We start from the raw sequence: 25,463 nt of genomic DNA on the forward strand, positions 1-25,463 counted from the left end.
CTTAGTAAACCGTATAACCAATTTTATTTCTTTATTAACTACATAAATTAGCTGTATACTGAGATATGGAATGTACTATTCAAGGAGGAATCAACATGGAATCTATCATTCAAATTAAAGGTGCCGTGAATTTTGCTATCACATTAGATCCAACCGTTTGGATATTTGATGATCGTAAATTAGATCTAGACACATATTTTACTGAAGAACGAGTAATTGTAAACGCTGACGAAGAATATATGGAAAAAGCAGGTAAACACTGGTCGCGTGAAATTATGGAGGGAGCAACATTTCCACCAACTTTAAAATCTGAACGAAAATTTGAGAAAAAGCATATGATGACTGGTACATTCGGTATCATATTAAAGCCATTCCTAAACAATGCAGAAATTAAAGATGGCGCAACTTCGGTTATTTTAGAATGCCGAGATGGCTCTGAATATAATTTCCCTATAGAAGAAGCTGAGGCTCTTATCTTAAAATATAGCCAAGACGGTAAAATGCTAACGGATAACGGACCTGTCTATGTAATAAACGGTGACGGTTCAAATGTAGATAACCCAATTAAAGGTCTTGTAGCAATCCGAGTAGAATAGGAGGGGACTTGAACGATGCGAGTTAAATGTGTCATTTGCGATTCTATTAATGAATTACCCGATTATTCACCAGAAGCAAAAAAATTACGAAATCGCCCTATTCATACGTATATGTGTCCGACTTGTCATGATCGCATTACGGAAAAAACGAACGCCCGTATTGCAACTGGTCGATTTATTTTCAGGAAAAAGCATTCGCTTATTGAAGATGAGTTCTAATTATTCTATGTATGTAGTTTAAATAAAATATAAAAAGAGCAATTGAGATTCAGCTACTAGCTTGTCCTCAATTGCTCTTTTCTTTATATGTGATTTACTAGATCATTATTGTGATGTTTGAGCTTTTTTATCTCTACGCAGACCAATTTTATACATGATTAACACAAGTGAAATAATCAATAATCCTTCTACTACAGGTAAATAGGTTGCGAAGAATGTCAAAAAGATACAACCGACAAACAAGAAGAAATAAATAACGATATTTTGCCAAAACTTAAGTTTCTTCGCAAAACCAAGATTGTATACTACAATCGACAAGGCGAAAATAACCAATAACAAAATATTACTAGCAACACTAAAATCAGATGCATTTGATGCATTTTGATAAACATACTTGGCTACCGGATACATTTTATCAAATACAAATGCATCATTATTTGATACATCAGGTGCGGCAAGTTGAATAAAATTCAGTTCACTTAAAAAACCGGATTTAATATCCAAGACTTTCCTTCCTTTCATTTAGCGAATGATTACTCAGCGCTACGTGATTTCTTAGCTGCTTTTTCGCGTTCGTTTTTGTTTAAAATTTGTTTACGAAGGCGAATAGATTCTGGTGTAACTTCACAGTACTCATCTTCAGCTAAGTATTCTAATGCTTCTTCAAGAGTTAAAATACGAGGTTTTTTAATAACATTCGTTTGGTCTTTGTTAGCTGAACGAATATTTGTTTTTTGTTTCATTTTGATGATATTAACAGTAATGTCTGCATCACGTGTATTTTCACCAACAATCATACCTTCATAAATATCTGTACCTGGTTCAACAAATAGTGTACCACGGTCTTCAATTTGCATCATACCATAAGTAGTTGATTTACCTGTTTCCATAGAAACTAGTACACCTTGACGACGGCCACCAATTTTACCAGATAGTAATGGTTGATAACTATCGAACGTATGGTTAATAATACCGAAACCTTTTGTTAAAGACATAAATTCAGTTGTATAACCAATTAATCCACGAGCAGGTACCATGAAGATTAAACGAACTTGGCCACTACCATTGTTCACCATATCTAACATTTCACCTTTACGTAAACCTAATGACTCAATAATTGACCCTACAGCATCTTCTGGTACATCGATTTGTACACGTTCAAATGGTTCACATTTTACACCATCAATTTCTTTAATGATAACTTTTGGTTTAGATACTTGTAATTCATAACCTTCACGACGCATGTTTTCAATAAGAATCGATAAGTGAAGTTCACCACGACCTGAAACAGTCCAAGCATCTGGAGAATTAGTATCTTCTACACGTAAACTTACATCAGTTTGTAATTGAGCGCGTAAACGTTCTTCAATTTTACGTGATGTTACCCATTTACCTTCACGACCTGCAAAAGGTGAGTTATTTACTAAGAAAGTCATTTGTAATGTTGGTTCATCAATACGTAATGGTGTTAAAGCTTCTTGGTGTTCAGTTGGACAAACAGTTTCACCTACGTTAATGTCTTCCATACCTGAAACAGCAATTAAATCACCTGAGTATGCTTCTTCAACTTCTTCACGTTTTAATCCGAAGAAACCAAAGATTTTAGTTACACGGAAATTTTTCACAGTGCCATCAAGTTTCATAAGTGCAACTTGTTGTCCAACATGGATTTTACCGCGGAATACACGACCGATACCAATACGACCAACGTAGTCATTATAATCAAGTAATGCTACTTGGAATTGTAATGGTTCTTCACGAGTATCAGCTGGTGCTGGGATGTGACTAATAATTTCCTCGAATAGGCATTTCATATTTTCTTCTTGTTTAGATGGGTCTGAATCAAGTGATGCAGTACCATTTACACCAGAAGCAAATACAACAGGGAATTCTAATTGATCTTCATCAGCACCTAATTCGATTAATAAGTCGATTACTTCATCCACAACTTCAGAAGGACGTGCTGAATCTTTATCAACTTTATTTACTACTACGATTGGTGTTAATTTTTGTTCTAATGCTTTTTTCAATACAAAACGAGTTTGAGGCATACAACCTTCATATGCATCTACAACTAAAAGTACACCATCAACCATTTTCAGGATACGTTCAACTTCTCCACCGAAATCGGCATGTCCTGGTGTGTCTAGGATATTGATACGAGTACCTTCGTAGTTTACTGCTGTATTCTTCGCTAAAATTGTAATACCACGTTCACGTTCGATGTCGTTCGAGTCCATTGCTCTTTCCGCGACATTTTCGTTTGAACGAAAAGTACCAGATTGTTGTAATAATTGGTCAACCAATGTCGTTTTACCATGGTCAACGTGAGCTATAATTGCAATATTTCTAATGTCTTGACGTAAATTTGTCATTATTCCACTCCACATTCTATTTTCGAGTCCATAACTGTGTTATTATAACACAAGAGATGTTGCTTGTCTTTTCTTAACAACTAGTATTTCAAATTTTTTTATTATTTCACAGTAAAATTATTAGTTGGACTTAAGTTATACTTACTTATAAGTCAAACAAATTCATCAACTGGAGGATTTAAAATGAAAAATGCTAAAGTCGTTATGGCTTTTTTTGCGTTAGCTGCAGTGCTAGCAATGTGTTCAATAGGAATCGCCGTTGCTTTTAAAAGCGTACTTGGTATATTCGGCGCCATTTTATTAGTTTGTGCCATTATGGGCTACGGCTTTAAAACTAAACGACAATTCCGCGAAAAAGGCTTGCTATAACTTTTTCAAATAAAAAGAATGAACTGGCTTATTGCGAGTTCATTCTTTTTATTTATATCTATATTCTATTTCAAATGAATGTATTGTTCAATGATTGTCTGATGAATTTTAGGATTTGCAATAATAAATGTATCTTGTTTCTCCAAATTTATCGCTTCATTTCTCAAGTTCGACACAACCGCTCCGACTTCATTTGCAATAACTGCACCACCAGCAATATCCCAAGGTGATAAACGCATAGACATATAAGCATCCATTCGTCCACATACTACTGAGGCAATTTCTAAAGTAGCTGAGCCATACGATCTTGTCCCTCTAACATGATGTACAAGGTCTATCATTTTATTGTGTTCAATATAGCGATTTGGTGTAACCCAAGTAGCATTTATTCCTATAATAGCTTCATTTAACGGTAGAGGTTGTAATCGCTCTAACTTACGATCATTCATGTACGCGCCTTGACCTTCTATAGCATAGTACAAATCATTGCGCATTACATCGTATATGTACCCTAGCTTTCCAATTCCATCAACATAAATACCAACTGAAATCGCAAAATTACGATGCTGTCGTATGAAATTCATCGTTCCATCAATCGGATCAATTATCCATACGACACCATCCAATGATTCAAGGGGTTCCCCCATCCCTTCCTCACCGAGAATTTTGTATGCAGGATCATAAGAATGAATTTGTTCGATAAAAAACAATTCTGTTTCACGATCAATATTCGTTACAAGATCATTCGCATTAGCCTTTGTTTCAATTTCTAACTTTTCTGATAATGATTGTCGAATTCGTTCTCCTGCTTCATGAATTATTTTGACTGTAAATTCATGTATCGCTGTAATCCCCACCGTAGCCCCACCTTTCAAAGCAAAAAAACATCATTTCTATAAATCCAAGTTAATGTTCATTGCCTATCTCTATTATAGCAAAAAAACATCTGCTTCTCATTTGATTAGCAGATGTTCACCGGCGAATTTTGATTCTCTCTTTAGGCAAAAGCATGAAATGCCTCCAATTCCAAATGAATTTCAGAAAGGCGAATTTTGCTTAATTCAATTTGTTTTGCATCCTCTTCTTGCAGAGCATCAAATAATGTTGCTAGTTCATAATCCATTTCTAATTGCAGACCCTTCACATATTGCTTTTCATAATCAACTTTGCGAATAATGTGTACTACTTGTTTCATACTAACCAGCTCCTTTTTATTTTGTTTGTGCAAGCTAGGACTTAAAGTGTCTTACTACATTATATGCATGATGTGAAAAATGATAAGTCCTTCTACAAGATTTTTTCCCAAATTTCTAATAAAATAAACATAAACTTTCAAAAGGAGTTAAATTATTATGCCTAGAACAAAATGGACTCAAAAAGATTTCGACATCTTCTCCATCGACGGCTTAGAACCGCGAATGGAAGCACTTATCAATACCGTTAGACCCAAATTTGAAGAATTAGGTACGACATTTTCTACATATTTTTCAGCAAAAACTGCAGATGAATTTTTCCCTCATGTAGCAAAACATGCACGTCGTAAAGTAAATCCCCCAAAAGATAGCTGGGTTGCATTTGCTCCGTACAAACGCGGCTATAAATCAATTCCTCATTTTCAGGTTGGCTTATTTGGCACTCATCTATTCATCATTCTTTGTGTTATTTATGAAGCGCCAAGTAAGGTTGAAATTGCTGACCGTTTGATAAAAAAGCAAAATTCATTTAAAAAGTTACCAAAAAACTTCTATGTTTCAGGAGATCATTTTTCTCCTGAAGGCATTAATATCAAAGAAGCCTTGAATAACGGGCAGCTACTTGGTTTACTAGAACGCTTACGTGATGTAAAAAAAGGAGAATTTATTGTAGGTCTACAGCTTCCAAAAGAAGAAGCCATTCAATTATCTGCAGAAGAATTCGAGAAGTTAACCGAAGAAACGTTTGATGCTTTACTCCCTATTTATAATTCTATGGTCAACAAAAAGTAAAAGAACAGGCATACGCCTGTTCTTTTACTATCTTCTTCTTATTTCACCTTTAATTTTTGAACCTACAGGAGCATCTTTCATTTGCTTGATAATTGAATAACTTACATAGCCACTAACTTCTTCAAATTCGCGGAAAATTGTTTTTTCTTCAGCCATCGCTGGTACAATCCCTTTAAAACGTCTATATTTTGACATTAGATCTTCGCGTTTAACACCTGTCTCATACGCTTTTTCGATTGCTTGGAAGAACGCAATTACATCTACAATCTCTTCTGTAGACCAGTCCGTTGAGAACGGATATGAGTATTCCATAATCTTACCTACCTTTTGATTCAGGCTAATAAAGCCTAATTATTGTTCTCCCCATTTTAAGCGTATTTCCATTGCCTGTGCAACCATTCGCTGTATAAGTTCCTTCACAGTCGGTTCATCTTGGATCAATCCTGTAACTTGTCCAGCCCAACCAAACCCTTCTTGTTCCTTACCCTCATAGATGAATTTTTTATTTGCTTGACCGCTTATGAAATTTTTTAAAGCTTCATATGTTGGTGTTTCTTTTTCGATATTATGAATTTGATCCGTCCAATTATTTCTAATAGCACGTGCTGGTGCTCCAATAGATCGTTTTATAACAGTCGTATCTGCCTCCGTGCTATTAATCAAGGTGTTTTTATACGCAACGGATGCATCAATACATTCTTTAGTAGCAATAAAACGGGTTCCCATTTCAATACCTTCTGCACCTAACGCAAGTGCTGCCATCCAGCCACGTCCATCACCTATGCCTCCTGATGCAATTACAGGGATAGATACAGCATCTACAACTCTAGGTACTAGTACCATTGCCCCGATATCATCTCTACCTAGATGGCCACCACCTTCTTGTCCTACAACCATAACTGCATCCGCACCTAACTCTTCTGCTTTTTGCGCTTGTCTGCATGCAGCAACTAATACTAATTTCTTAATATCTGTCCCTGCTAATTGTTCAAAAATCGGTGCAGGATTACCACCTGTCATTGATACAACCGGTACTTTTTCTTCAATTGCTACTGCTAACATATGCTCAAATGATCGACCATGCTGTCCGATAGCATAGTTGACACCAAATGGTCGGTCCGTTAACTGACGTACTTTCTGAATCTCTTCTCGCAATGCTTCAGGACTTTCTAAACTCATAGCCGTAATTTGCCCTAATCCACCTGCATTCGATACAGCAGCAGCTAAATCTGCGTATGCTAAATAAGCAAGTCCACCTTGAATGATTGGATATTCTATTTCTAATAACTCGGTAACTCTCGTTTGCCATTTCATCTGTTACAACTCCCCTTTGTTTTCCTATATTAAACTGGTTCGCCGAATGTTAGCGAAACCCTTTTTTCATTATTATTTCCCGAGAAATAAAGTAAGCATGTGAAAATTTTAAATAGAATTTTCACATGCTCTTTTTAGAATATTAGCATTGCAAATAATGGACAAAGAAATGCGCCAATAACAGCACTTAATGTCATTGATACTGATCCCATGGATAACGTCTTTTCGCCATATTCAGTTAGCTTTGAAATCCCGAAACCGTGAGCACCACTCCCCATTGAAACACCTCTACTCACTGCACTATCAATTTTACACACCCGGAATATAAATGGCCCTAAAATGGCGCCTGTAAAACCTGCTACCATAACAAAAACCGCAGTCATGGGTGGAATTCCTCCTAAAGAGCCACTTACTTGCATTGCAACCGGCGTTGTAATCGATTTCGGAAGTAACGACCTTACCATTTCATCATCAAATCGCAATAGCTTTGCCAAGGCAAAAACACTAATTAGGCCTGAAATCATTGCTACAACCACACCAGAAATAATAGACAGCTTATACGTTTTAATCATATGTCGCTGCATATACAGTGGATAGGCTAAACTTACAACTGCTGGCCCAAGCATCGTATCAATCCATTTACCACCAGTCATATATGTTTCATACGGAACATTACCTAATACTAGAATTGAAACACCGATAATTGTCGTTGTTAATATCGGAAGCAAAAACGGAGTCGAAAAACGCGCGTATAATTTTGACATTAAATAAAATATGAAAATAGTTATAAGTATAATGGCTATAGCTTTCATTTTACGCCCTCCTTCATTTCTTCAGATTCGACCTTTTCTTTTTTCTCTAAAAATATTGATATTCTCCCTGATACAATGATAGTGAAAATTGTACTACTTATAACTGTGAGTAAAAGCAATATACCATGTAAGGATAATAATTCAGGATACTTAATAACACCTACTGTTGCCGGAACGAAAAACAACGGTAAAACTGCTAACATAAATCCTGCTCCTTCTTCAATCAGCGCTACCGGCATTACATTACAAAATAACAAAGCGAATAAAATGAGTAAACCAACAATACTACCTGGAAATTTGACCCCTAATAAATTTACGATAGTCGTTCCAACAAATGAGAAAATATATAAAACTACCATTTGTAAAATTATACGCATCCATTTAACTGACCTTTGTTTTACAAGTTTAATTTTTTTAACATTTTTTCGCTTCAATTGCGTCGAATCCATTTGTGTTGTTGGTAAATCTTTTATTTCCATTTTCCGTACTTCAACTTCACTCTTTTCAGATTCTTTCACTTCTTGCTCTTTCATTTCCTGTTCATTCACTACAGTTTCGTTTATTTCTGGATCATTTACTTCGGCATCTTTTATCGCTATCTTATAATTTCCATTTTTGTGTTTTACTAATTTCCATTTCCCTACTTTAGATTGCATTTCGTAACTCTCCTTTTAACACATACCATGTTTATAAAGTAATACGAAACATTGTACGCCTATCTTCTCTAGATGTCTATGAATCTAACTGGAATAAAAAAGAAGCCATCCTTCATTAACTAAGTAATGTTAGATAGCTTCTTTCCTATTTTCAATAATTATAATTAATCGTCAAAGTTTTCAGATGCACGATTCTTTTTCAACATCTTAGACAATAGTTCGTAAACAAGCGGAACGATGATTAACGTTAATACAGTAGAACTGATTAAACCACCGATTACTGTTACACCTAGGCCTTTTGATATCAGGCCGCTTCCTTCTGCCCCAATCGCTAAGGGAATTAAAGCCCCTACAGTTGCAATTGCAGTCATTAAGATTGGACGAAGACGAGTTGCTCCTGCTTCTAAAATCGCTTCGCGCATTGTCATACCTTCATGTTCCATATGAATTACACGGTCGATTAATACAATCGCATTTGTTACTACGATACCTATTAACATCAATAGACCAATCATTGAAGATACACTAATTGTTTCGCCAGTTATCCATAATGCTACCAGCGCACCTATTACAGTAAATGGTAGTGAGAACAGAATTGCTAATGGTGCTAACCCTTCACCAAATGTTACAACTAGAATGAAGTAAACGATCGCAATTGCGGCTAGAATCGCTAAACCTAATTGAGTGAATGCTTCAGCCATATCTTCTGCCACACCGCCGCTATTTACTTCGACGTTATTTGGTAGATCTAGATTATCGATATTTTTTTGTACCGCATTTGATGCTTTTGTAATGTCTTTTGAAGTAACTGTAGCTGTTACGCTCGCATAGATTTTACCTTTACTACGGTTGATTTGAGATAAAGTTGTCCCCTCTTTAACATCTACTAGTTCTGAAAGTTTAACTTCCATACCAAGAGGAGATTTGATTTTTTGTTTTAATACATCAGCAAAGTCATCTGGTGATGCTGTTTCTTTATGAACAGAAACTTCAATTTTTTTGCCATCCTTATTAATCGATGTTAATACTTCTGAGCGCACGTTCGGGTTAATTGCCATTGCAATTTGTCCTGTTGTTAAGCCCAGTTGTTTTACTTTATCTTGATCAATTACTAATGTGTGTTCATCATATGCTTCAGACAATGATGCTTTAACGTCTTTTAAATCATCACGCTTTTTCATCATTTTTTCAATATCTCTTACAACTGGCTTGATTTCCTCCAACGTATTCCCGTAAACAGAGTACGTTAATTCACTACTTGAGCCCGTAGTTGAGAAATCTTGACTTTTCCATGTTCCTGTTTGGTCAACAGCAACAACTTCTTCTATTAATTTAGCTTTGACATCACTAAACTGTTTTGTATCAGGATCATAGATGATATACATTAATGCTCCATTTGAAGCTCCTGGCATCATTGGATTTGCTCCTCCAATTGATACTTGAACTGTTTGCACATCTTTTTTATCCATAATCATTTTTTCTACTTCTTCAACGTCTTTAATAACGCTATCCCGTGTTTCACCAGCCTCTGGTGTATACGTTAAGTAGACCATTTTTTGTTCATCATCCGGTAAAAAACTAAATCCAACAAACGGCGCTAAGAATAGACTTGCTACTAAAACTGCAATTGTAGCAATAGATGTAACTATTTTATGATCAAGTACCCAGCTAAGTAATTTTTTATAGCTTTGTGATAGCTTGCCATGTTCTTCTTTTTTCGTTTGTTTTTTACCATATAACTCTTTTTTGAACAATGTATGAGCTAATACTGGTACAACTGTAATCGCAATGATTAATGATGCACCCAGTGCAAATGTCATTGTTAATGCGAACGGCATGAACAGTTCACCAACCATACCGCCAACTAACCCAAGTGGTAAGAATACCGCTACTGTGACTAGTGTCGAAGATAAAATCGGCTTGAACATTTCAATCGTTGCTTCACGTATTAATACTCTGCCTTGTAATTTCTCGCCTTCTAAATATATTCGACGATATATATTTTCTACTACTACGATAGAATCATCGATAACTCGACCGATTGCTACTGTCATCGCACCTAGTGTCATCATATTCAAAGTAATATCGAATTGTTTCAAAATCAATACTGCGATTAATAATGATAGTGGGATTGATACGATTGAAATAATTGTAGAGCGAACGTTACGTAAGAACAGCATAATAATAATTACTGCGAAAATAGCACCGAATAATGCTTTGTTTAACATTGTGGATACTGATTTCTCGATTGGTTCACCTTGGTCCATTGTTAAATCAATTTGCATGCCTTTATTATCTTTTTCAAATTGTTTCGAAGCTTCTTTTACATCGTTTACGACGTCAACTGTGTTTGCTTCTTGTGATTTCACAACTTGTACTGCAATTGCTGATTGACCATTTGTACGAGAAACAGATTCTACGTCGCCAATCATTTCGATTTTAGCAAGCTTACCTAATTTCACAAATGGCTCAACAGGTTGTTGCTGTCCTAATGTTGCCGCTCCTGCTTGTGGTCGCACAGGAATGTCTAGATTTTTTAAATCTTTTAATGTTGTTAATTTACCATCTACAACCACTGATTGTTCTGCATCCTTGAATTGGAACATACCTAGTGGAACTGTGAGATCCATCGCTTGAATGTATTGCTTAATCGTAGCTTCATCTAGCCCGTATTGCGCTAATTTTTTTTGATCGTAAGTTAATTGAACTTTTTCTACTTGTTGACCTGTTACCGCTACTGAAGAGACACCATCGATTGCTTCCACTTTCGGAACAAAGTAATCTTCTACCGTTTTTGTTAACTCTTCGATTGTTTTATTTTTGTCTGAAACACTTAACGCTACAACCGGAAATGCATTAATATTTACACGGTCAATAGTTGGTGTTTGTGCCGTATCAGGAAGGTCAATTTTTGCGATTGCTTCCTTTACATTATCAGCTGCTTCTTTCATATCAGCACCATATTCAAATTCTATTTGAATACTTGAAGCATTTTGATATGAATTTGAGGACACAGATTTTACTGATTTTAAATTGTTAACTACCTTTTCAAAAGGTATAGAAATATCATCTGTTACTTGTTCTGGTGTTGCACCTGGGTAGACTGTCGTTACTGTGACAATCGGAATTGAAATATCAGGAATTGTTTCAAGCTTCATCTTCAAGCCTGCATAAACCCCTGCCACTGCTAGAATAATAGTTAACAACCATACTGCTAGCTTGTTTTTGAGCATAAATTTTATTGTAGAATGCATCTTGCACCGCCTTTTTGACTATTTGGTCACTATTCTATATAATAATGACCGATTAGTCAGTTGTCAATTCTTATGGATAGGAAGTGAATTATTATATCTAAGCAACAATTAATTATCGAAAAAGCTGTAGAATTATTCGCGCAAGACGGCATAGCTTCAACCTCTATTCAAGATATCACCGATGCATGCGGTATTTCAAAAGGCGCATTTTACTTATCTTTTAAATCTAAAGATGATTTATTCATAGCTATATTCGAACATTTCTTGAGAGAAATGATTGGTCAATATAATGATTTATTAGAAAGTGACATATCTCCAAACGAAAAGCTCGAAAACTATTTTCTATTACATTTCCAGCTATTTGAAGAAAAATTGCCATTAATATCAATGTTTATGAAAGAACAAATGAATCCAATTAATGAACAAATACTTCAAAAGTTCAATTATTATAATGATCTTGCAGATAAAGCGACCCTTGCATTATTAAATGAAGTCTACGGAAAGCGCATTGAGCCATTTCAATATGACATTCTCATTTTTTTAAAGGGAGTTATGAAAGGCTATTCAGAATTCATCATTTTTCATAGACAGCCCTACGATTTTATTCATTTAAGTTCTACCCTTATTGAAAAATTAGATATTCTAGTCAAACATACTAAAAAAGCTTTTGTTACTGAACAATTATGGCAATGCAAACCCCTTGGCATGCAAGCTTATACTGTTACTGCATCTGAAGTGCAAGAGGAATTAGAGCTTTGGAAGGAAACTTATAAAGGACATCCTATTATTGAAGACACTTTAACTTTAATACAAGATGAATTAAAGCTTACGAATCCTTGCATTGCTTTGTTAAAAGGGATGATGTCGAATATTAAGCAAGAAAATAATTTACAATGGCTTGCTTTATTAATAAAACAATACACTGCACAACTTTCATAACATACAAAGAGATAGTCGCAACGATGCACAACTATCTCTTTTTATTTATATGTCATAATCGAAATTAACATCTTTACCTAATACTACACTTGGTATTAAAGGGATATATGACTAGTCGGTCAATATTAAACTATCATTTTCACTCTCAGATTTACTATCAGAACTTCCAAAACTTATGATTTTAACTAATCAGAAGTATAACCACCAAAAATCCCTGTAAATAACTGTAGTCAATATTATTTATCTCCATAAATAAAAAGCAGTCCAAAGTAAGTAACTTCGAACTGCTTTTTCCATTATAAATCTTAATATCCCCAGACCATTGCTAACAATGAACCAAAGATAGTAATAAGACCAACCACTACAGCGTAAATAACACTTGTGTAAAGAGATTTTTTATCCTCTGTTTCTCCTATATGCATGAATAGTACGAGTTGTACAACAGCTTGCGCTAGAGCTGTCGCACCTAAAATTGTCATCGCTACTCCTTTTGATATACCATCAATAAGAACTGTTAGTGCAGCTAATGTTAATAAAAGTGACCCTACAAACCCAATTACATGTTCTCTCGGAAATAATTCTTTCATCATCCCAACACTCCTTTCAGATAAACGAAGCTGAAGATGAAGATCCATACGACATCTAAGAAATGCCAGTATAACGAGAAGATAAATGCTTTGTTTGCAGTTTGTGCATTTAATCCACGTTTAACTACTTGTACGATAATCGCAATACCCCACAGCAAACCAAACGTTACGTGAGCACCATGCGTACCAAGTAGAGTCATTAATGATGATAAGAAAGCACTTGTTGTAATTGTTGCACCTTCATGAACATATGTTACGAATTCCATAACCTCAACAGCCAAGAATCCTGCTCCAAGTAATAATGTCAAGATATAGAACACTATCATTGCTTTTGTGCGGCCAATTCTCATGGCATGAACACCAAGTCCGATTAAGAAACTACTTGTTAATAACAAGAAAGTTTCTATTAAAACTGGTGGCATTTCAAAGATTTCTGAACCAGCAGGACCTGAACCTGTACGATTCTGTAATGTGAAATATACAGTAAATAAAGTTGCAAATAGGATAATCTCCGCACCTAGAAAAATCCAGAAACCGAAAACCTTTAATCGATTTTCCTCAGTACGATATTCTAATGGAAGTGATGTATTTTCTTTCGACATTATTTGTCACCTCTCAATTGACGTTCAGTTGCTTCAATTTCAGCCACTTCGATATAGTGACCGTGATCTTTTTCAAATGAACGGAATGCCATAAATCCAAGTGTAGCTATACCAAAGGCGATAACAGCTGTCCATACACTAAATACAAAGAAGAATGAGAATAGGAATAGTACACCGGCCATCCACATTGGAGCACCACTATTATTAGGCATATGAATACGTTCATATTTACCTGCCGTAATATCGCGACCTTCTTTTTTCGCATACCAGAATTCATCTAATTGATCCACTTGTGGTACAATCGCAAAATTATATTCAGGGACTGGACTATGTGTTGCCCATTCTAGTGAACGCGCATCCCAAGGGTCGCCGTTTTCGTCGCGTGGGCTATGACGGAAGCTATAGTAAATGTTATAACAAATTAACGCAAATCCGACAGCCATACCTAGAGCTCCTAAGAAGGAAATCATATTTAATGGACCGTAGCCAGTACTTGCAGAATAAGTGAACATACGACGAGCGTAGCCGTCTAAACCAAGAATGAATAATGGGAAGAAAGCAACGTTGAAACCAATTGCAATAAACCAGAAACCTAATTTCCCTAATTTTTCGTTTAAGCGGAAACCAAAGATTTTTGGCCACCAGAAATGGTAACCTGCTAACACACCGAACACAGTACCCGGAATTAGTACATAGTGGAAGTGGGCAACTAAAAACATTGTGTTGTGATATTGATAGTCAGCACTAGCCATCGCTAGCATTACCCCTGTTACCCCACCAATTGTGAAGATTGGAATAAATGCAAGTGCATAAAGCATTGGGGTTGTAAATTGTATCTTACCGTGCCTCATTGTAAGCAACCAGTTAAAGATTTTAACCCCCGTCGGTACAGAAATCAGCATTGTTGTAATAGAGAAGATACTGTTTACCATAACGCCATGACCCATTGTATAGAAATGGTGAACCCAAACCATAAATGAAAGTAAAGAAATCAAGACCATACTCATAACCATTGATTTGTAACCGAATAGGTTTTTACGCGAGAATGCAGAGATAACCTCACTGAAAATACCAAATGCCGGTAGAATAACGATATATACTTCCGGATGACCCCAAACCCAGAATAAGTTGGCCCATAGCATATCCATACCGCCATCAGACATAGCGAAGAATTTAGTACCGAATTGACGATCTAATGTCATAAGTGCAAGTGCCACTGTTAAAACAGGGAAAGCAAATGTAATAATGACGTTTGTAATTAATGCTGACCAAGTAAACATAGGCATTTTCATTAATTTCATGCCTGGTGCACGCATTTTCATAATAGTAGTAATGAAGTTAATACCAGTCATTAACGTACCTAATCCTGATAATTGTAATGACCAAGCATAATAGTTATTCCCAACACTTGGGCTGAATTCAATACCAGCTAGTGGGAAATATGCAGACCAACCGGAATCTGGTGATCCACCAATGATGAAGGAAATATTTAATAATCCTGCACCTGCAGCAAATAACCAGAAGCTAAGTGCATTTAATCGAGGAAACGCAACATCACGCGCACCAATTTGTAAAGGTACTACTACGTTCATTAATCCGATAATAAACGGCATTGCCATGAAAATAATCATGATTAAGCCGTGAGTTGTGAAGATTTCATTATAGTGCTGTGCATTTAGCAAACCATTTTCAGGAATAGCAGTTTGCGCTCTCATTAACAAGGCATCAATACCACCTCTGAACAGCATGACTAATGCAACAACAATGTACATAACACCGATTTTTTTATGGTCAACTGTAGTAAGCCAGTTTTTATAGAAATAGCCCCACTTTTTGAAGTAAGTCAAACCAGCAACAATTGCAATGGCACCTACAACAATACTAATGGCCGCGCCCATGATCATTGGCTCTTTCATCGGTTCAAATAATTCTTTCATGCTTATGACTCCTTTCATACATCTAATCTAGCAACCTAGTGATTAGAATGCTTCATTTCTTCATCTGACATATCCATACCATCCATATCTCCAGCATCATCAGACATATCTGACGAATTTCCATGATGCATTTCTGGAGCAGGACTAAATGTTAAATGTGTAGAAGAGAAACTTTTACGGCCCACGATGTCCGTATCTAGTAATTCATTGAATGTTTTTTCTGTTAACGCTGGCTCATTCGCTTTCACGTCAGATACCCATTCGTCAAAGTCCTTTTGAGACATTGATTGTGCTTCAAATTCCATCTGAGCAAATCCCTGACCGTTAAAGTTTGAGTTTCTACCCATAAATGAACCTTCGACATCTGCTGCCATATGGATTTTCGTTACCATATCGCTCATCGCATATTTTTGTCCTGCTAATTGAGGAATCCAAAAACTTGTGATTGGACCAAATGAATATAGTCTAAATTCAATTGGACGATCTGTTGGAATGTTAACATAGTTTACTGTCTCAACGCCCTCTTCTGGATAGCTAAAATGCCATTTCCAGTTAGACGAAGATGCATATATAACGATTGGTTCTTTATTGTCATAACCTGTTTGTTTACTTTCAACTTTTGATGTTGTGCTAACTGTAACAATTGATAGTGCAGTTACGATAAGAATTGGAATAACTGTCCAAATAATTTCGAGTTTTGTACTACCCTCTTCATGTGGTGGTTCATAATCACTCGGTGATTTGGATGCGCGATATTTCAAAAGCATATTCGCTAATAATACATAAACAACTATCAATATAAACGCCATCACGATAATAGATAAAACAATTGTATTTGATAAAGTCTTCGCATTTGGACCTTTTGCATCAAAAATCATTAATGGTTCACAACCAGATAAGAATAAAGCCATGATTGACATTAACGTTGGCAAGATTAGCATTTTTTTATTCATATTGTACTCCCTTCAAAAAACCACTTTCTTGAAATGTGTTTTAGAATATTAATTAGATTTTGAAAAAATCGTCCTCCTAATAATTCATAGTATCCCAAAACAAAAAACTCATTTTGAATTCGCTAGATTATTGAGGATTACTCCTTTTGTTTGGAACAACGATGAGACAATTCATTGTAGTCTCGATGTTTTAATAGCCTACATAATTGCAATAAAGTATTAAATACATTCTCACGTTACCAATAGGAGAAATTAGGCACCCAGGTTTTCGCGCCTAACACTCTTCAGAGGAACATTCAATTTTCTCGCTCGATTCAAATGAAATTATAAACCTTAATTCTTAATAAAAAAAACAAAACCTATCCATAAACATAAGAATTTCTCATCATTATGAACGTTCTATGTACGTTTTTTGTACAAAATGTGTACTAGTAATAATTACATTGGTCTATTTGATTCATTTTTAACAACATTTCCTTGATAAGGAATACGTCACATTAACTATAACTTTCAATAAAGGAAAAACGAACCATAATAACTAACATACGCACAAAATAAAAAACACTGCCAGCAAGTTTGTCTATACCCAAACATCCTAGCAGTGTTATAAAGTTTTTCAGTATCTATTATTTTAACTAAATTTTCTATACTCAATAATAAAACGGTTTATTTTCATATTTATAGGACTGGGGCGGAACCACCATCAATATTTACTGCAGTACCACTAACATAAGAAGCTGCATCTGATGCTAAAAACGTAATAACATTTGCTGCTTCCTCTGTGTCACCAATCCGACCGAGTGGAATATTCTTTCCCATTTCTTCTGAAAATGCATTCCAACTAAGACCTGGGGCGTGCGTTTGCCATTTCTGTTCAATTTGTGAGCTACGAATTAATCCTATACACACAGTATTTACACGAATCTGCTCTTTCCCTAAATCTTTACTCATCGCTTTCGTTAAAGCTAACCCTGCTGCACGGCTTACTGATGTTGGTAATGATGCTTCAGATGGTGCCTTTCCTTTTACAGCAGTAACATTCACAATAGCTCCACCACCCACTGCTCTCATATGAGGGATCGCAAATTTAGAACAATTCACAGCACCATATAGTTTTAAATCTAGATCTTCTTGCCAAAGCTCATTTTCAACAACATCAAATGGATTAGCAGAACTTGTACCTGCATTGTTCACTAAAATATTCAGTTGGCCATAATGTTCGATTGTTTCATTTATAATTCTCTCACAATCTTCTTTTATCGATACATCCGCACAAACTGTATGTACTTTTTGCCCTGTTTCCAGAAAAATTACTTTCGCTGCATGCATTAAATTTTCTTCATTACGTGCACAGATTGTAACATCAGCCCCCTCATTAGCGAGCTGTAGTGCTGTTGCAAGACCTATTCCTTTACTGCTCCCTGTTACAATCGCTACTTTTCCTAGTAAACCTAAATCCATTTTTCAGCACTCCCTTGTTGTTCTGAATAAATAAATTCATTTCCGATAAAAAAGCACCTTTTCGTTCACTCTATATAAATACAGGATTATTATACCATATATAAATATAGCTACTTTGTAAATTAATTATTAATATTGCTCTATTATATAGAGGAAATTATTTTGAACTCTCTATTTGTATCCTATTAAATCAATCCGATTATCATGACTAACCATTTGTATTACATTTAGATATTTCCACATAAAAAACCCCTTGAAGTCCAAGAACTTCAAGAGGTTTAAAAATTGGCAAAACCATTTTATTTTTTAGCTACGATGTGAATTGGGTTTCCAAGTAATACTTCAGCAGTTTCCATAGTGATTTCACCTAAAGTTGGGTGTGCGTGAATTGTCATCGCAACATCTTCTACAGTCATACCTGCTTCAATTGCTAAACCAATTTCAGATATCATATCAGAAGCACCAGCACCTACGATTTGACCACCAAGTAATAAGCCATCAGCTTTACGAGAAACTAATTTCACAAAGCCTTCTGTTTCATTTAATGCTAATGCACGGCCGTTAGCTCCGAATGGGAATTTCCCAGCCACTACTTCATAACCTTCTTCTTTAGCTTGCTCTTCAGAAAGTCCCACAGTTGCCATTTCTGGATCTGTGAAGCAAACAGCAGGGATTGCTAAGTAATCTACTACTGATTTTTCACCAGCGATCGCTTCAGCAGCAACTTTACCTTCGTAAGAAGCTTTGTGAGCAAGTTGTGGTCCAGCAACGATATCACCGATTGCATAAATGTTTGGTATATTTGTGCGACATTGTTTGTCGACTTTTAATAGTCCACGTTCACCAAACTCAAGACCTAATTCTTCTAAGCCAATTTCGTCAGTGTTAGGACGGCGACCAACAGTTACTAATACGTAATCGGCTTCAACAGATTTTGCTTCGCCTTTTACTTCGTACTTAACAGTAACGCCAGTTTCTGTTTCTTCAACGCCTTGAGCAAGTGCGCCTGTCTCGATTGTAACACCTTTTTTCTTAAGACCTTTTTTAACAATCATTGTCATTTGTTTTTCGAAACCAGCTAAAATATCTTTGCCACCTTCTAGAATTGTTACCTCTGAACCAAGGTTTGCAAATGCAGAACCTAGCTCAGTACCGATATAACCTCCACCAATAACAACAAGTTTGCCAGGAACTTCTTGTAGAGAAAGTGCTCCTGTAGAGTTTATTACGCGTTTAGAAAATTTGAAAGTTGGGATTTCAACAGGGCGTGAACCAGTTGCTAAAATCGCATTTTTAAATGTATATGTTTGTGCAGAATCCTCGTTAATCACACGGATTGTGTTTGCATCTACGAAGTATGCTTCTCCACTTACTACATCTACATTATTGCCTTTTAATAAGCTTGATACGCCGCCAGTTAATTTCTTAACTACGCCGTCTTTAAATTCTTGTGCTTTTTTGAAATCGATGCTAACTTCAGGAGCCACGATACCCATGTCTGCTGAGTTTTTAGCATGTTCTAAACGGTGACCTACTGAAATTAATGCTTTTGAAGGAATACAACCAACGTTTAAGCATACGCCACCAACATATTCTTTTTCAACAACTGTTACTTTTTGTCCAGTTTGCGCTGCACGAATTGCTGCAACATAACCACCAGGGCCTGCGCCAATTACAAGTGTATCTGTTTCGATTGGGAAATCTCCTACTACCATTTTCTTACGCCTCCATTAATAATAATTCGGGCTCGCTTAACAAACGCTTAATATGATTTAACGCATGTTGCGCTGTAGCACCGTCGATCATTCGATGATCAAAGCTCAATGATAATGCTAACACAGGTGCCGCTACAATTTCACCATTTTTTATTACAGGTTTCTCTGCAATTCGACCAATTCCTAAAATAGCTACTTCAGGATGGTTAATTACTGGAGTAAACCATTGGCCACCAGCAGAACCTATGTTTGTAATCGAACAAGATGCACCTTTCATATCATTTGGTGCTAATTTACCGTCACGTGCTTTTGTAGCAAGCTCATTAATCTCGTTAGATACTGCAAATACCGATTTACGATCTGCGTGTTTAATAACAGGAACTAGTAAGCCTTTATCTGTATCGGCAGCTATACCAATATTATAATAGTGTTTTTGCACAATTTCTTGTGTTGCATCATCAAGTGAACGATTAAATTCTGGGAATTCACGTAATGCACTAACTAAAGCTTTTACTACATACGGTAAATAAGTTAACTTAATCCCTTTTTCAAGTGCGATTTCTTTGAATTTTTTACGGTGTGCAACAAGTTCTGTAACATCCACTTCGTCCATTAATGTTACATGTGGAGCTGTTTGTTTTGAGTGTACCATTGCTTTTGCAATTGCACGACGAATACCTGACATTTTCTCACGTGTTTCAGGGAAATCGCCTTCTAATACTGGTTGTACGGAAGCTTTTTCCGTTGTTTTTTCAGTAACTGGAGCCTCTTCTGCAACTGGTGCTTCCACTGCCTGTGTTGCGGCTTGAGATGGGCCACCATTCATAAATGATTCCACATCTTCTTTAACAATACGTCCATTCTTACCTGAACCTGATAGTTGTTTAATATCAACATCATTGTCACGCGCAAACTTACGGACAGATGGCATTGCAATTACACGTTGGTTTGGATCAGCTTCTACAGTTGGTTTTGATGTTACAGTTGGTTCTACTTTCGGAGCTTCTTCAACTGCAACTTTTTTTGGTTCTTCTTTTTTGGAATCTTCTTCATCATGATGACCTTTAAGTTGGATGTCCTCATATCCTGGAGCGTCTACTCGTAGTAAAACTGTACCGACTGTTGTAAGTACACCTTCTTCTACAAGGATTTCTTCAACTGTACCTTCTACCGGAGAAGGTATTTCAACGACTGCTTTATCATTTTGTACTTCACAAAGCACGTCATCCTCTTGAATTTTGTCACCCGCTTTTACGAACCATTTTACAATTTCACCCTCATGGATTCCTTCACCAATATCTGGTAATCGAAATTCAAATGCCATATGTTTCACCCTTTCTGTTTCGAGAACGAATTAGAATGTTAGTACTTTTTTCGCTGTTTCAACAATATCTTTTGGATTCGGCAACCAAACTGCTTCTGCTTGTGGGAACGGGTAGATTGTATCCGGCGCTGTTACGCGTAGTACCGGTGCTTCAAGACTAAGGATAGCTCGCTCTGTAATTTCAGCAACTACATTAGCAGCAATTCCTGCTTGTTTTTGTGCTTCTTGAACAACAATCGCACGTCCCGTTTTTTCAACTGAAGCAATAATTGTTTCAATGTCTAGTGGTTGGATAGTTCGTAAATCCACAACTTCAACTGAGTAATCTTCTTTTTCTAATAATTCAGCTGCTTTTAATGATTCGTGTACCATTGCACCGTATGCAAAGATTGACAAATCTGTTCCTTCTCGCTTCACATCAGCTTTTCCTAGTGGAATAGTATAAGACTCTTCAGGAACTTCTTCACGGAACGAACGATATAATTTTAAGTGCTCTAGGAAGACAACTGGATCATTATCACGAATAGAAGAAATCAATAACCCTTTTGCATCATAAGGTGTTGATGGTACAACTACTTTTAATCCTGGTTGAGATGCCATTAAACCTTCTAAACTGTCTGAGTGCATTTCTGGTGTATGTACACCACCGCCAAATGGAGAACGGATCGTAACAGGTGCACCAAGTGCTCCGCCTGTACGGTAACGCATACGCGCTAATTGTCCACTTACAGAGTCCATTACTTCATATACGAAACCAAAGAATTGGATTTCAGGTACCGGACGGAATCCTTGAAGTGCAAGGCCGATAGTCAATCCACCAATGCCTGATTCTGCTAGTGGCGTATCGAAAACGCGATCCTCACCAAATTCTTTTTGAAGACCTTCAGTCGCACGGAATACCCCTCCGTTTACTCCAACGTCTTCACCGAACACTAAAACGTTTTCGTCATCTTTTAATTCGCAGCGTAGTGCGTCTGTAATTGCTTGAATCATCGTTAGTTGTGCCATCGGTTACTTCGACTCCTTCTCTTTGAAGATTTCGTATTGCTCTTGTAAATTATATGGTAAATCGCCATCATGCATATTACGGATAAGTTCTGTTACTTTTTGTTTTGGTGCAGAATCCGCTTCTTTGACAGCTGCTTTAATTTCTTCTTTAGCTTTTTCAATTACTTCTGCTTCTTTTTCTTCACTCCATAAACCTTTTACCTCTAAATATTTACGGAAACGTACAATTGGATCTTTCTTTTCCCATTGCGAATCTGTATCAGAAGTACGGTATCGTGTTGGATCATCCCCAGCCATTGTATGAGGACCATAACGATAACACATTGTTTCGATTAATGAAGGACCTTCGCCATTTACTGCACGTTGTCGTGCATCTCTAGTTGCCACAAATACTGCAAGTGGATCCATTCCATCTACCAAGATGCTTGGAATACCTGCTGCAATCCCTTTTTGGGCAATTGTTTTCGCAGCAGTTTGCAATTCGCGTGGCGTTGAAATCGCAAATTGGTTATTTTGAACGATGAAGATTGCTGGTGAACGAAACGCTCCTGCAAAGTTAATACCTTCGTAGAAATCCCCTTGAGACGAACCACCATCACCCGTATAAGTTACAGCAACTGACTTTTTGCCTCGTTTTTGCATACCAAGTGCAACGCCAGCTGTTTGAATATATTGAGCACCGATAATAATTTGAGGTGGTAATACATTAACATCCTCTGGAATTTGATTCCCTATGAAATGTCCACGCGAGAATAAGAACGCTTTATAAAGCGGTAGTCCGTGCCAAAAAATTTGAGGCACATCACGATATCCCGGTAAAATATAATCTTCTTTTTCAAGTGCATAGTGTGAAGCAATTTGAGAAGCTTCTTGACCCGCTGTAGGCGCATAGAATCCTAAGCGTCCTTGACGGTTCAATGAGATTGAACGTTGGTCTAAAATACGTGTAAAGACCATTCGGCGCATTAATTCAACAAGTTCAGTATCCGATAATTTCGGATCTGCATCTGCGTTAACAATTTCGCCTTCCTCATTCAAAATCTGAAACATTTCAAATTTTCCTTCAATCTCATGCAGATTTGCAACTGGATCGAATTGCTTTGATTTTTGTGAAGCCATGCTATCACATCTCCTTTGTGTCTGTATTATAAATATTTTTCTTTTTAGTAATACAAGGTTTATTCGTTTTCAGTATACTGAATTAAATTTAATAGGTCAATCATTGTTATGATAATGCTTACATTATTTTATTCTTACTATTTGGAAAAAGCTGTACTATATATACTTTGATAACTGTATTATACAACAGCTTCGTTTTTCCACCCTTTACTAGAACAGATTTTCACCTCGCTTTATGTATTCCCAGTTGTCGTAATCTTAAACAAATAATCTTTTAAGAATCTTTTTTCCATTGAACGATTATCGTTGTACGTTATACTATGAATATAGATTTTGTATCGAAAGGAAGAAATGAAATGATTTTAATGAACAATGTAATTCGCGAAGGGCATCCAACATTACGTACCCGCGCGAAAGAACTAACTTTCCCCCTCTCTACTGAGGACAAAAAATTAGGTCAAGACTTAATCGAGTTCCTCATTAATAGTCAAGACCCAGTAATAAGCGAAAAATACGACTTGCGTTCCGGCATAGGTATTGCCGCTCCGCAAGTAAATGAGTCAAAAAGAATATTTGCTCTTCATCTACCTGATGAACTTGACAATCAAATCAGCTTTGTCGCTGTAAACCCAAAAATAGTTAGCCATTCAGTAGAAAATACTTATTTAACAAATGGTGAAGGCTGCTTATCGGTGGATCGTAACGTATCTGGTTTCGTACCACGTCATGCACGTATTACAGTTAAATTTCATACACTTGATGGCGAAGAAAAGAAAATGCGCTTAAAAGGTATACCCGCTATCGCTTTTCAACATGAATTAGACCATTTAAATGGTGTCATGTTCTATGATCACATTAATGAATCCAATCCATTTGCTGATATACCGAATTCGCAACCAATTGAAAATAATTAACACAAAAAGCCTTACTATGAATCGTAAAATCATAGTAAGGCTTTATTTATTGTTTTTATACCAATTGCAATTTTTCCATTGCTTTTACTAATCCATCTTCATCTACATGATCCGTTACAAAACTCGCTACAGTTTTCGCTTTCAAATGCCCATTCCCCATCGCTACACCTGTCCCAACTGCCGTCAGCATTTCAACATCATTTAATCCATCACCGAATGCTATTGCATCTTGCATCTCAAAATTTGTATATCCAAGTAATCGTTCAATCCCATAGGCTTTAGAAACGCCTTTATTTAATACATCACAAGTATAAGTGTGCCATCGAATTAACTGCAATTTCGGAAAAGCTTTTGCATACTCTTCTTCTTCTTCAATACTTACATACAACAACACTTGATAAATTGGATGAGTTAAGTAGAAATCTTTATCTAATCTTGGCATAGGATAAAGTAACGAAGTCAAGCTTTCCCTTATCTCAGGATGTTCTGGTATAGAAGTAACCATCTCTTGATCATCTAAAAACACTAATGGCTTATCCTGTTTCTCGACATATTTAACAAGAGCTTTCAATTGTTCAAGCGGCACTGGTTTCAACGAAATAGGCTGCCCCTTATATACAACATATTGGCCATTGAAACAAACATAAGAATCCACTTCTAGCGTTTCAAGAACTTCCTTAATCATAAATGGAGCCCTACCTGTCGCTATAACCACCTCATGACCATTATCTTTAGCCTTCTTGACCGCTTCAATTGTTGTTTGCGGAATTTCTTTTTTCGAATTATATAGTGTACCATCGATGTCAAAAAACAATATTTTTTTCTTCATAATAAATTAACTCCTCCTTTTTCTCAAAATTCTATATATTAAGTAAAAAAACTTTACAGTTCAAGCTTAATATTGTATAATGTCCCCGAGGAGTGATACGCCATGTTTAAACGCCTAAAAAAACAATTGTTGAAACGGCTCAATGGCTTGCTCGGAAAAAAAACAATCGCTTAAGTATATTTGCCCTTCATAATTTTGAAGGGCTTTTCTTTATTTTAAGTTACTAGCGTGATAATATAAAGGAAATGCAATTATTTTGAACGTGTTAAAGGAGAGCATATTATGATTTACAAAGTTTATTATCAAGAAAATGCGCTTGAAGTACCAGTTCGCGAAAATACTAAAAGCTTATATTTAGAAGCCGCAGATGAGCGTGAAGTTCGTCAAAAACTTAAAGACCGTAACTACAATATCGAATTTGTTCAATTGCTTGAAGGAAACTACTTAGAGTATGAACAAGCAAGCGAACATTTCCACGTGGAGAAACTCTAAACG

26 protein-coding genes and 1 pseudogene are annotated in these 25,463 nt (G+C 36.3%); 8 read left to right on the forward strand and 19 right to left on the reverse strand.

The window, feature by feature from the left end:
• The first annotated feature begins 95 nt into the window (after positions 1-95).
• Together ACZLO7_RS18100 and ACZLO7_RS18105 are read left to right on the forward strand one after the other, a co-directional pair.
• Complete coding sequence (locus tag ACZLO7_RS18100; RefSeq protein WP_464937791.1) at positions 96-596, forward strand: peptidyl-prolyl cis-trans isomerase; 501 nt, start codon at positions 96-98, stop codon at positions 594-596.
• A gap of 15 nt (positions 597-611) precedes the next feature.
• On the forward strand, positions 612-815 hold the full coding sequence (locus ACZLO7_RS18105) for a YlaI family protein (protein ID WP_464937792.1): 204 nt from the start codon (positions 612-614) through the stop codon (positions 813-815).
• Positions 816-920: 105 nt separating this feature from the next.
• On the opposite strand, the gene ACZLO7_RS18110 is transcribed toward ACZLO7_RS18105, so the two are convergent.
• Both ACZLO7_RS18110 and typA read right to left on the reverse strand, forming a co-directional pair.
• Positions 921-1,319 carry a YlaH-like family protein gene (locus ACZLO7_RS18110; RefSeq protein WP_464937793.1) on the reverse strand — a complete coding sequence of 133 codons (399 nt, stop codon included), beginning with the start codon at positions 1,317-1,319 and terminating at the stop codon, positions 921-923.
• A 29-nt stretch (positions 1,320-1,348) separates the two neighbouring features.
• On the reverse strand, positions 1,349-3,190 hold the full coding sequence (typA, locus tag ACZLO7_RS18115; RefSeq protein ID WP_464937794.1) for a translational GTPase TypA: 1,842 nt from the start codon (positions 3,188-3,190) through the stop codon (positions 1,349-1,351).
• Positions 3,191-3,373: 183 nt separating this feature from the next.
• Between typA and ACZLO7_RS18120 the strand changes: the two genes are divergently transcribed.
• A complete protein-coding gene (locus tag ACZLO7_RS18120) occupies positions 3,374-3,559 on the forward strand; it encodes a DUF5325 family protein (RefSeq protein WP_427749182.1) in 186 nt (61 codons plus the stop codon).
• Positions 3,560-3,624: 65 nt separating this feature from the next.
• On the opposite strand, the gene ACZLO7_RS18125 is transcribed toward ACZLO7_RS18120, so the two are convergent.
• Both ACZLO7_RS18125 and ACZLO7_RS18130 read right to left on the reverse strand, forming a co-directional pair.
• Positions 3,625-4,416 (reverse strand): inositol monophosphatase family protein, encoded by a 792-nt coding sequence (locus ACZLO7_RS18125; protein ID WP_464937795.1) that lies wholly within the window; start codon positions 4,414-4,416, stop codon positions 3,625-3,627.
• A gap of 140 nt (positions 4,417-4,556) precedes the next feature.
• Positions 4,557-4,754 carry a YkzI domain-containing protein gene (locus ACZLO7_RS18130; RefSeq protein WP_464937796.1) on the reverse strand — a complete coding sequence of 66 codons (198 nt, stop codon included), beginning with the start codon at positions 4,752-4,754 and terminating at the stop codon, positions 4,557-4,559.
• A 157-nt stretch (positions 4,755-4,911) separates the two neighbouring features.
• Between ACZLO7_RS18130 and ACZLO7_RS18135 the strand changes: the two genes are divergently transcribed.
• Positions 4,912-5,544 carry a YktB family protein gene (locus ACZLO7_RS18135; RefSeq protein WP_464937797.1) on the forward strand — a complete coding sequence of 211 codons (633 nt, stop codon included), beginning with the start codon at positions 4,912-4,914 and terminating at the stop codon, positions 5,542-5,544.
• Positions 5,545-5,571: 27 nt separating this feature from the next.
• Here ACZLO7_RS18135 and ACZLO7_RS18140 read toward each other — a convergent pair whose 3' ends face one another.
• The 5 genes from ACZLO7_RS18140 to ACZLO7_RS18160 form a co-directional block, all read right to left on the reverse strand.
• On the reverse strand, positions 5,572-5,856 hold the full coding sequence (locus ACZLO7_RS18140; RefSeq protein ID WP_427749190.1) for a UPF0223 family protein: 285 nt from the start codon (positions 5,854-5,856) through the stop codon (positions 5,572-5,574).
• A gap of 39 nt (positions 5,857-5,895) precedes the next feature.
• Positions 5,896-6,858: an NAD(P)H-dependent flavin oxidoreductase gene (locus tag ACZLO7_RS18145; protein ID WP_464937798.1), complete on the reverse strand. Its 963-nt coding sequence runs from the start codon at positions 6,856-6,858 to the stop codon at positions 5,896-5,898.
• 134 nt (positions 6,859-6,992) lie between these two features.
• Positions 6,993-7,670, reverse strand: a complete 678-nt coding sequence (locus ACZLO7_RS18150; protein ID WP_464937799.1) for an LrgB family protein — start codon at positions 7,668-7,670, stop codon at positions 6,993-6,995.
• Positions 7,667-8,326: a CidA/LrgA family protein gene (locus ACZLO7_RS18155; RefSeq protein ID WP_464937800.1), complete on the reverse strand. Its 660-nt coding sequence runs from the start codon at positions 8,324-8,326 to the stop codon at positions 7,667-7,669. Before ACZLO7_RS18155 ends, ACZLO7_RS18150 begins: the two co-directional genes overlap by 4 nt.
• 164 nt (positions 8,327-8,490) lie before the next feature.
• Positions 8,491-11,580, reverse strand: a complete 3,090-nt coding sequence (locus ACZLO7_RS18160) for an efflux RND transporter permease subunit (protein ID WP_464937801.1) — start codon at positions 11,578-11,580, stop codon at positions 8,491-8,493.
• A 114-nt stretch (positions 11,581-11,694) separates the two neighbouring features.
• Here ACZLO7_RS18160 and ACZLO7_RS18165 point away from each other — a divergent pair.
• Positions 11,695-11,820 (forward strand): annotated as a pseudogene (locus ACZLO7_RS18165) (TetR/AcrR family transcriptional regulator); the annotation flags it as partial.
• A 33-nt stretch (positions 11,821-11,853) separates the two neighbouring features.
• A complete protein-coding gene (locus ACZLO7_RS18170) occupies positions 11,854-12,519 on the forward strand; it encodes a hypothetical protein (RefSeq protein ID WP_464937802.1) in 666 nt (221 codons plus the stop codon).
• A gap of 305 nt (positions 12,520-12,824) precedes the next feature.
• On the opposite strand, the gene qoxD is transcribed toward ACZLO7_RS18170, so the two are convergent.
• The 9 genes from qoxD to pdhA form a co-directional block, all read right to left on the reverse strand.
• On the reverse strand, positions 12,825-13,106 hold the full coding sequence (gene qoxD, locus ACZLO7_RS18175) for a cytochrome aa3 quinol oxidase subunit IV (RefSeq protein WP_464937902.1): 282 nt from the start codon (positions 13,104-13,106) through the stop codon (positions 12,825-12,827).
• Complete coding sequence (gene qoxC, locus ACZLO7_RS18180) at positions 13,106-13,708, reverse strand: cytochrome aa3 quinol oxidase subunit III (protein WP_464937803.1); 603 nt, start codon at positions 13,706-13,708, stop codon at positions 13,106-13,108. Before qoxC ends, qoxD begins: the two co-directional genes overlap by 1 nt.
• Positions 13,708-15,645, reverse strand: coding sequence for a cytochrome aa3 quinol oxidase subunit I (qoxB, locus tag ACZLO7_RS18185; protein ID WP_464937804.1), 1,938 nt, complete (start codon positions 15,643-15,645; stop codon positions 13,708-13,710). The genes qoxC and qoxB overlap by 1 nt, the downstream gene beginning before the upstream one ends.
• Before the next feature lie 35 nt (positions 15,646-15,680).
• Positions 15,681-16,598 (reverse strand): cytochrome aa3 quinol oxidase subunit II, encoded by a 918-nt coding sequence (gene qoxA, locus ACZLO7_RS18190; RefSeq protein WP_464937805.1) that lies wholly within the window; start codon positions 16,596-16,598, stop codon positions 15,681-15,683.
• Between the two features lie 678 nt (positions 16,599-17,276).
• Complete coding sequence (locus ACZLO7_RS18195) at positions 17,277-18,059, reverse strand: SDR family NAD(P)-dependent oxidoreductase (RefSeq protein ID WP_464937806.1); 783 nt, start codon at positions 18,057-18,059, stop codon at positions 17,277-17,279.
• Positions 18,060-18,358: 299 nt separating this feature from the next.
• Positions 18,359-19,774, reverse strand: coding sequence for a dihydrolipoyl dehydrogenase (lpdA, locus tag ACZLO7_RS18200; RefSeq protein WP_427749209.1), 1,416 nt, complete (start codon positions 19,772-19,774; stop codon positions 18,359-18,361).
• Between the two features lie 4 nt (positions 19,775-19,778).
• Positions 19,779-21,098, reverse strand: a complete 1,320-nt coding sequence (locus ACZLO7_RS18205) for a dihydrolipoamide acetyltransferase family protein (RefSeq protein WP_464937807.1) — start codon at positions 21,096-21,098, stop codon at positions 19,779-19,781.
• Positions 21,099-21,128: 30 nt separating this feature from the next.
• The gene (locus ACZLO7_RS18210) at positions 21,129-22,106 is read right to left on the reverse strand and encodes an alpha-ketoacid dehydrogenase subunit beta (RefSeq protein ID WP_464937809.1); all 978 of its coding nucleotides are present in this window, start codon (positions 22,104-22,106) and stop codon (positions 21,129-21,131) included.
• 3 nt (positions 22,107-22,109) lie between these two features.
• Positions 22,110-23,225: a pyruvate dehydrogenase (acetyl-transferring) E1 component subunit alpha gene (pdhA, locus tag ACZLO7_RS18215; RefSeq protein ID WP_464937810.1), complete on the reverse strand. Its 1,116-nt coding sequence runs from the start codon at positions 23,223-23,225 to the stop codon at positions 22,110-22,112.
• Between the two features lie 356 nt (positions 23,226-23,581).
• On the opposite strand from pdhA, the gene def reads away from it, so the two are divergent.
• The gene (gene def / locus ACZLO7_RS18220) at positions 23,582-24,139 is read left to right on the forward strand and encodes a peptide deformylase (RefSeq protein WP_464937812.1); all 558 of its coding nucleotides are present in this window, start codon (positions 23,582-23,584) and stop codon (positions 24,137-24,139) included.
• Between the two features lie 55 nt (positions 24,140-24,194).
• On the opposite strand, the gene ACZLO7_RS18225 is transcribed toward def, so the two are convergent.
• Positions 24,195-24,968 carry a Cof-type HAD-IIB family hydrolase gene (locus ACZLO7_RS18225; protein ID WP_464937813.1) on the reverse strand — a complete coding sequence of 258 codons (774 nt, stop codon included), beginning with the start codon at positions 24,966-24,968 and terminating at the stop codon, positions 24,195-24,197.
• 282 nt (positions 24,969-25,250) lie between these two features.
• Between ACZLO7_RS18225 and rpoY the strand changes: the two genes are divergently transcribed.
• A complete protein-coding gene (gene rpoY, locus ACZLO7_RS18230; RefSeq protein WP_053417599.1) occupies positions 25,251-25,460 on the forward strand; it encodes a DNA-directed RNA polymerase subunit epsilon in 210 nt (69 codons plus the stop codon).
• Positions 25,461-25,463 lie beyond the last annotated feature (3 nt).

Source organism: Viridibacillus sp. d25.2, assembly GCF_055456015.2.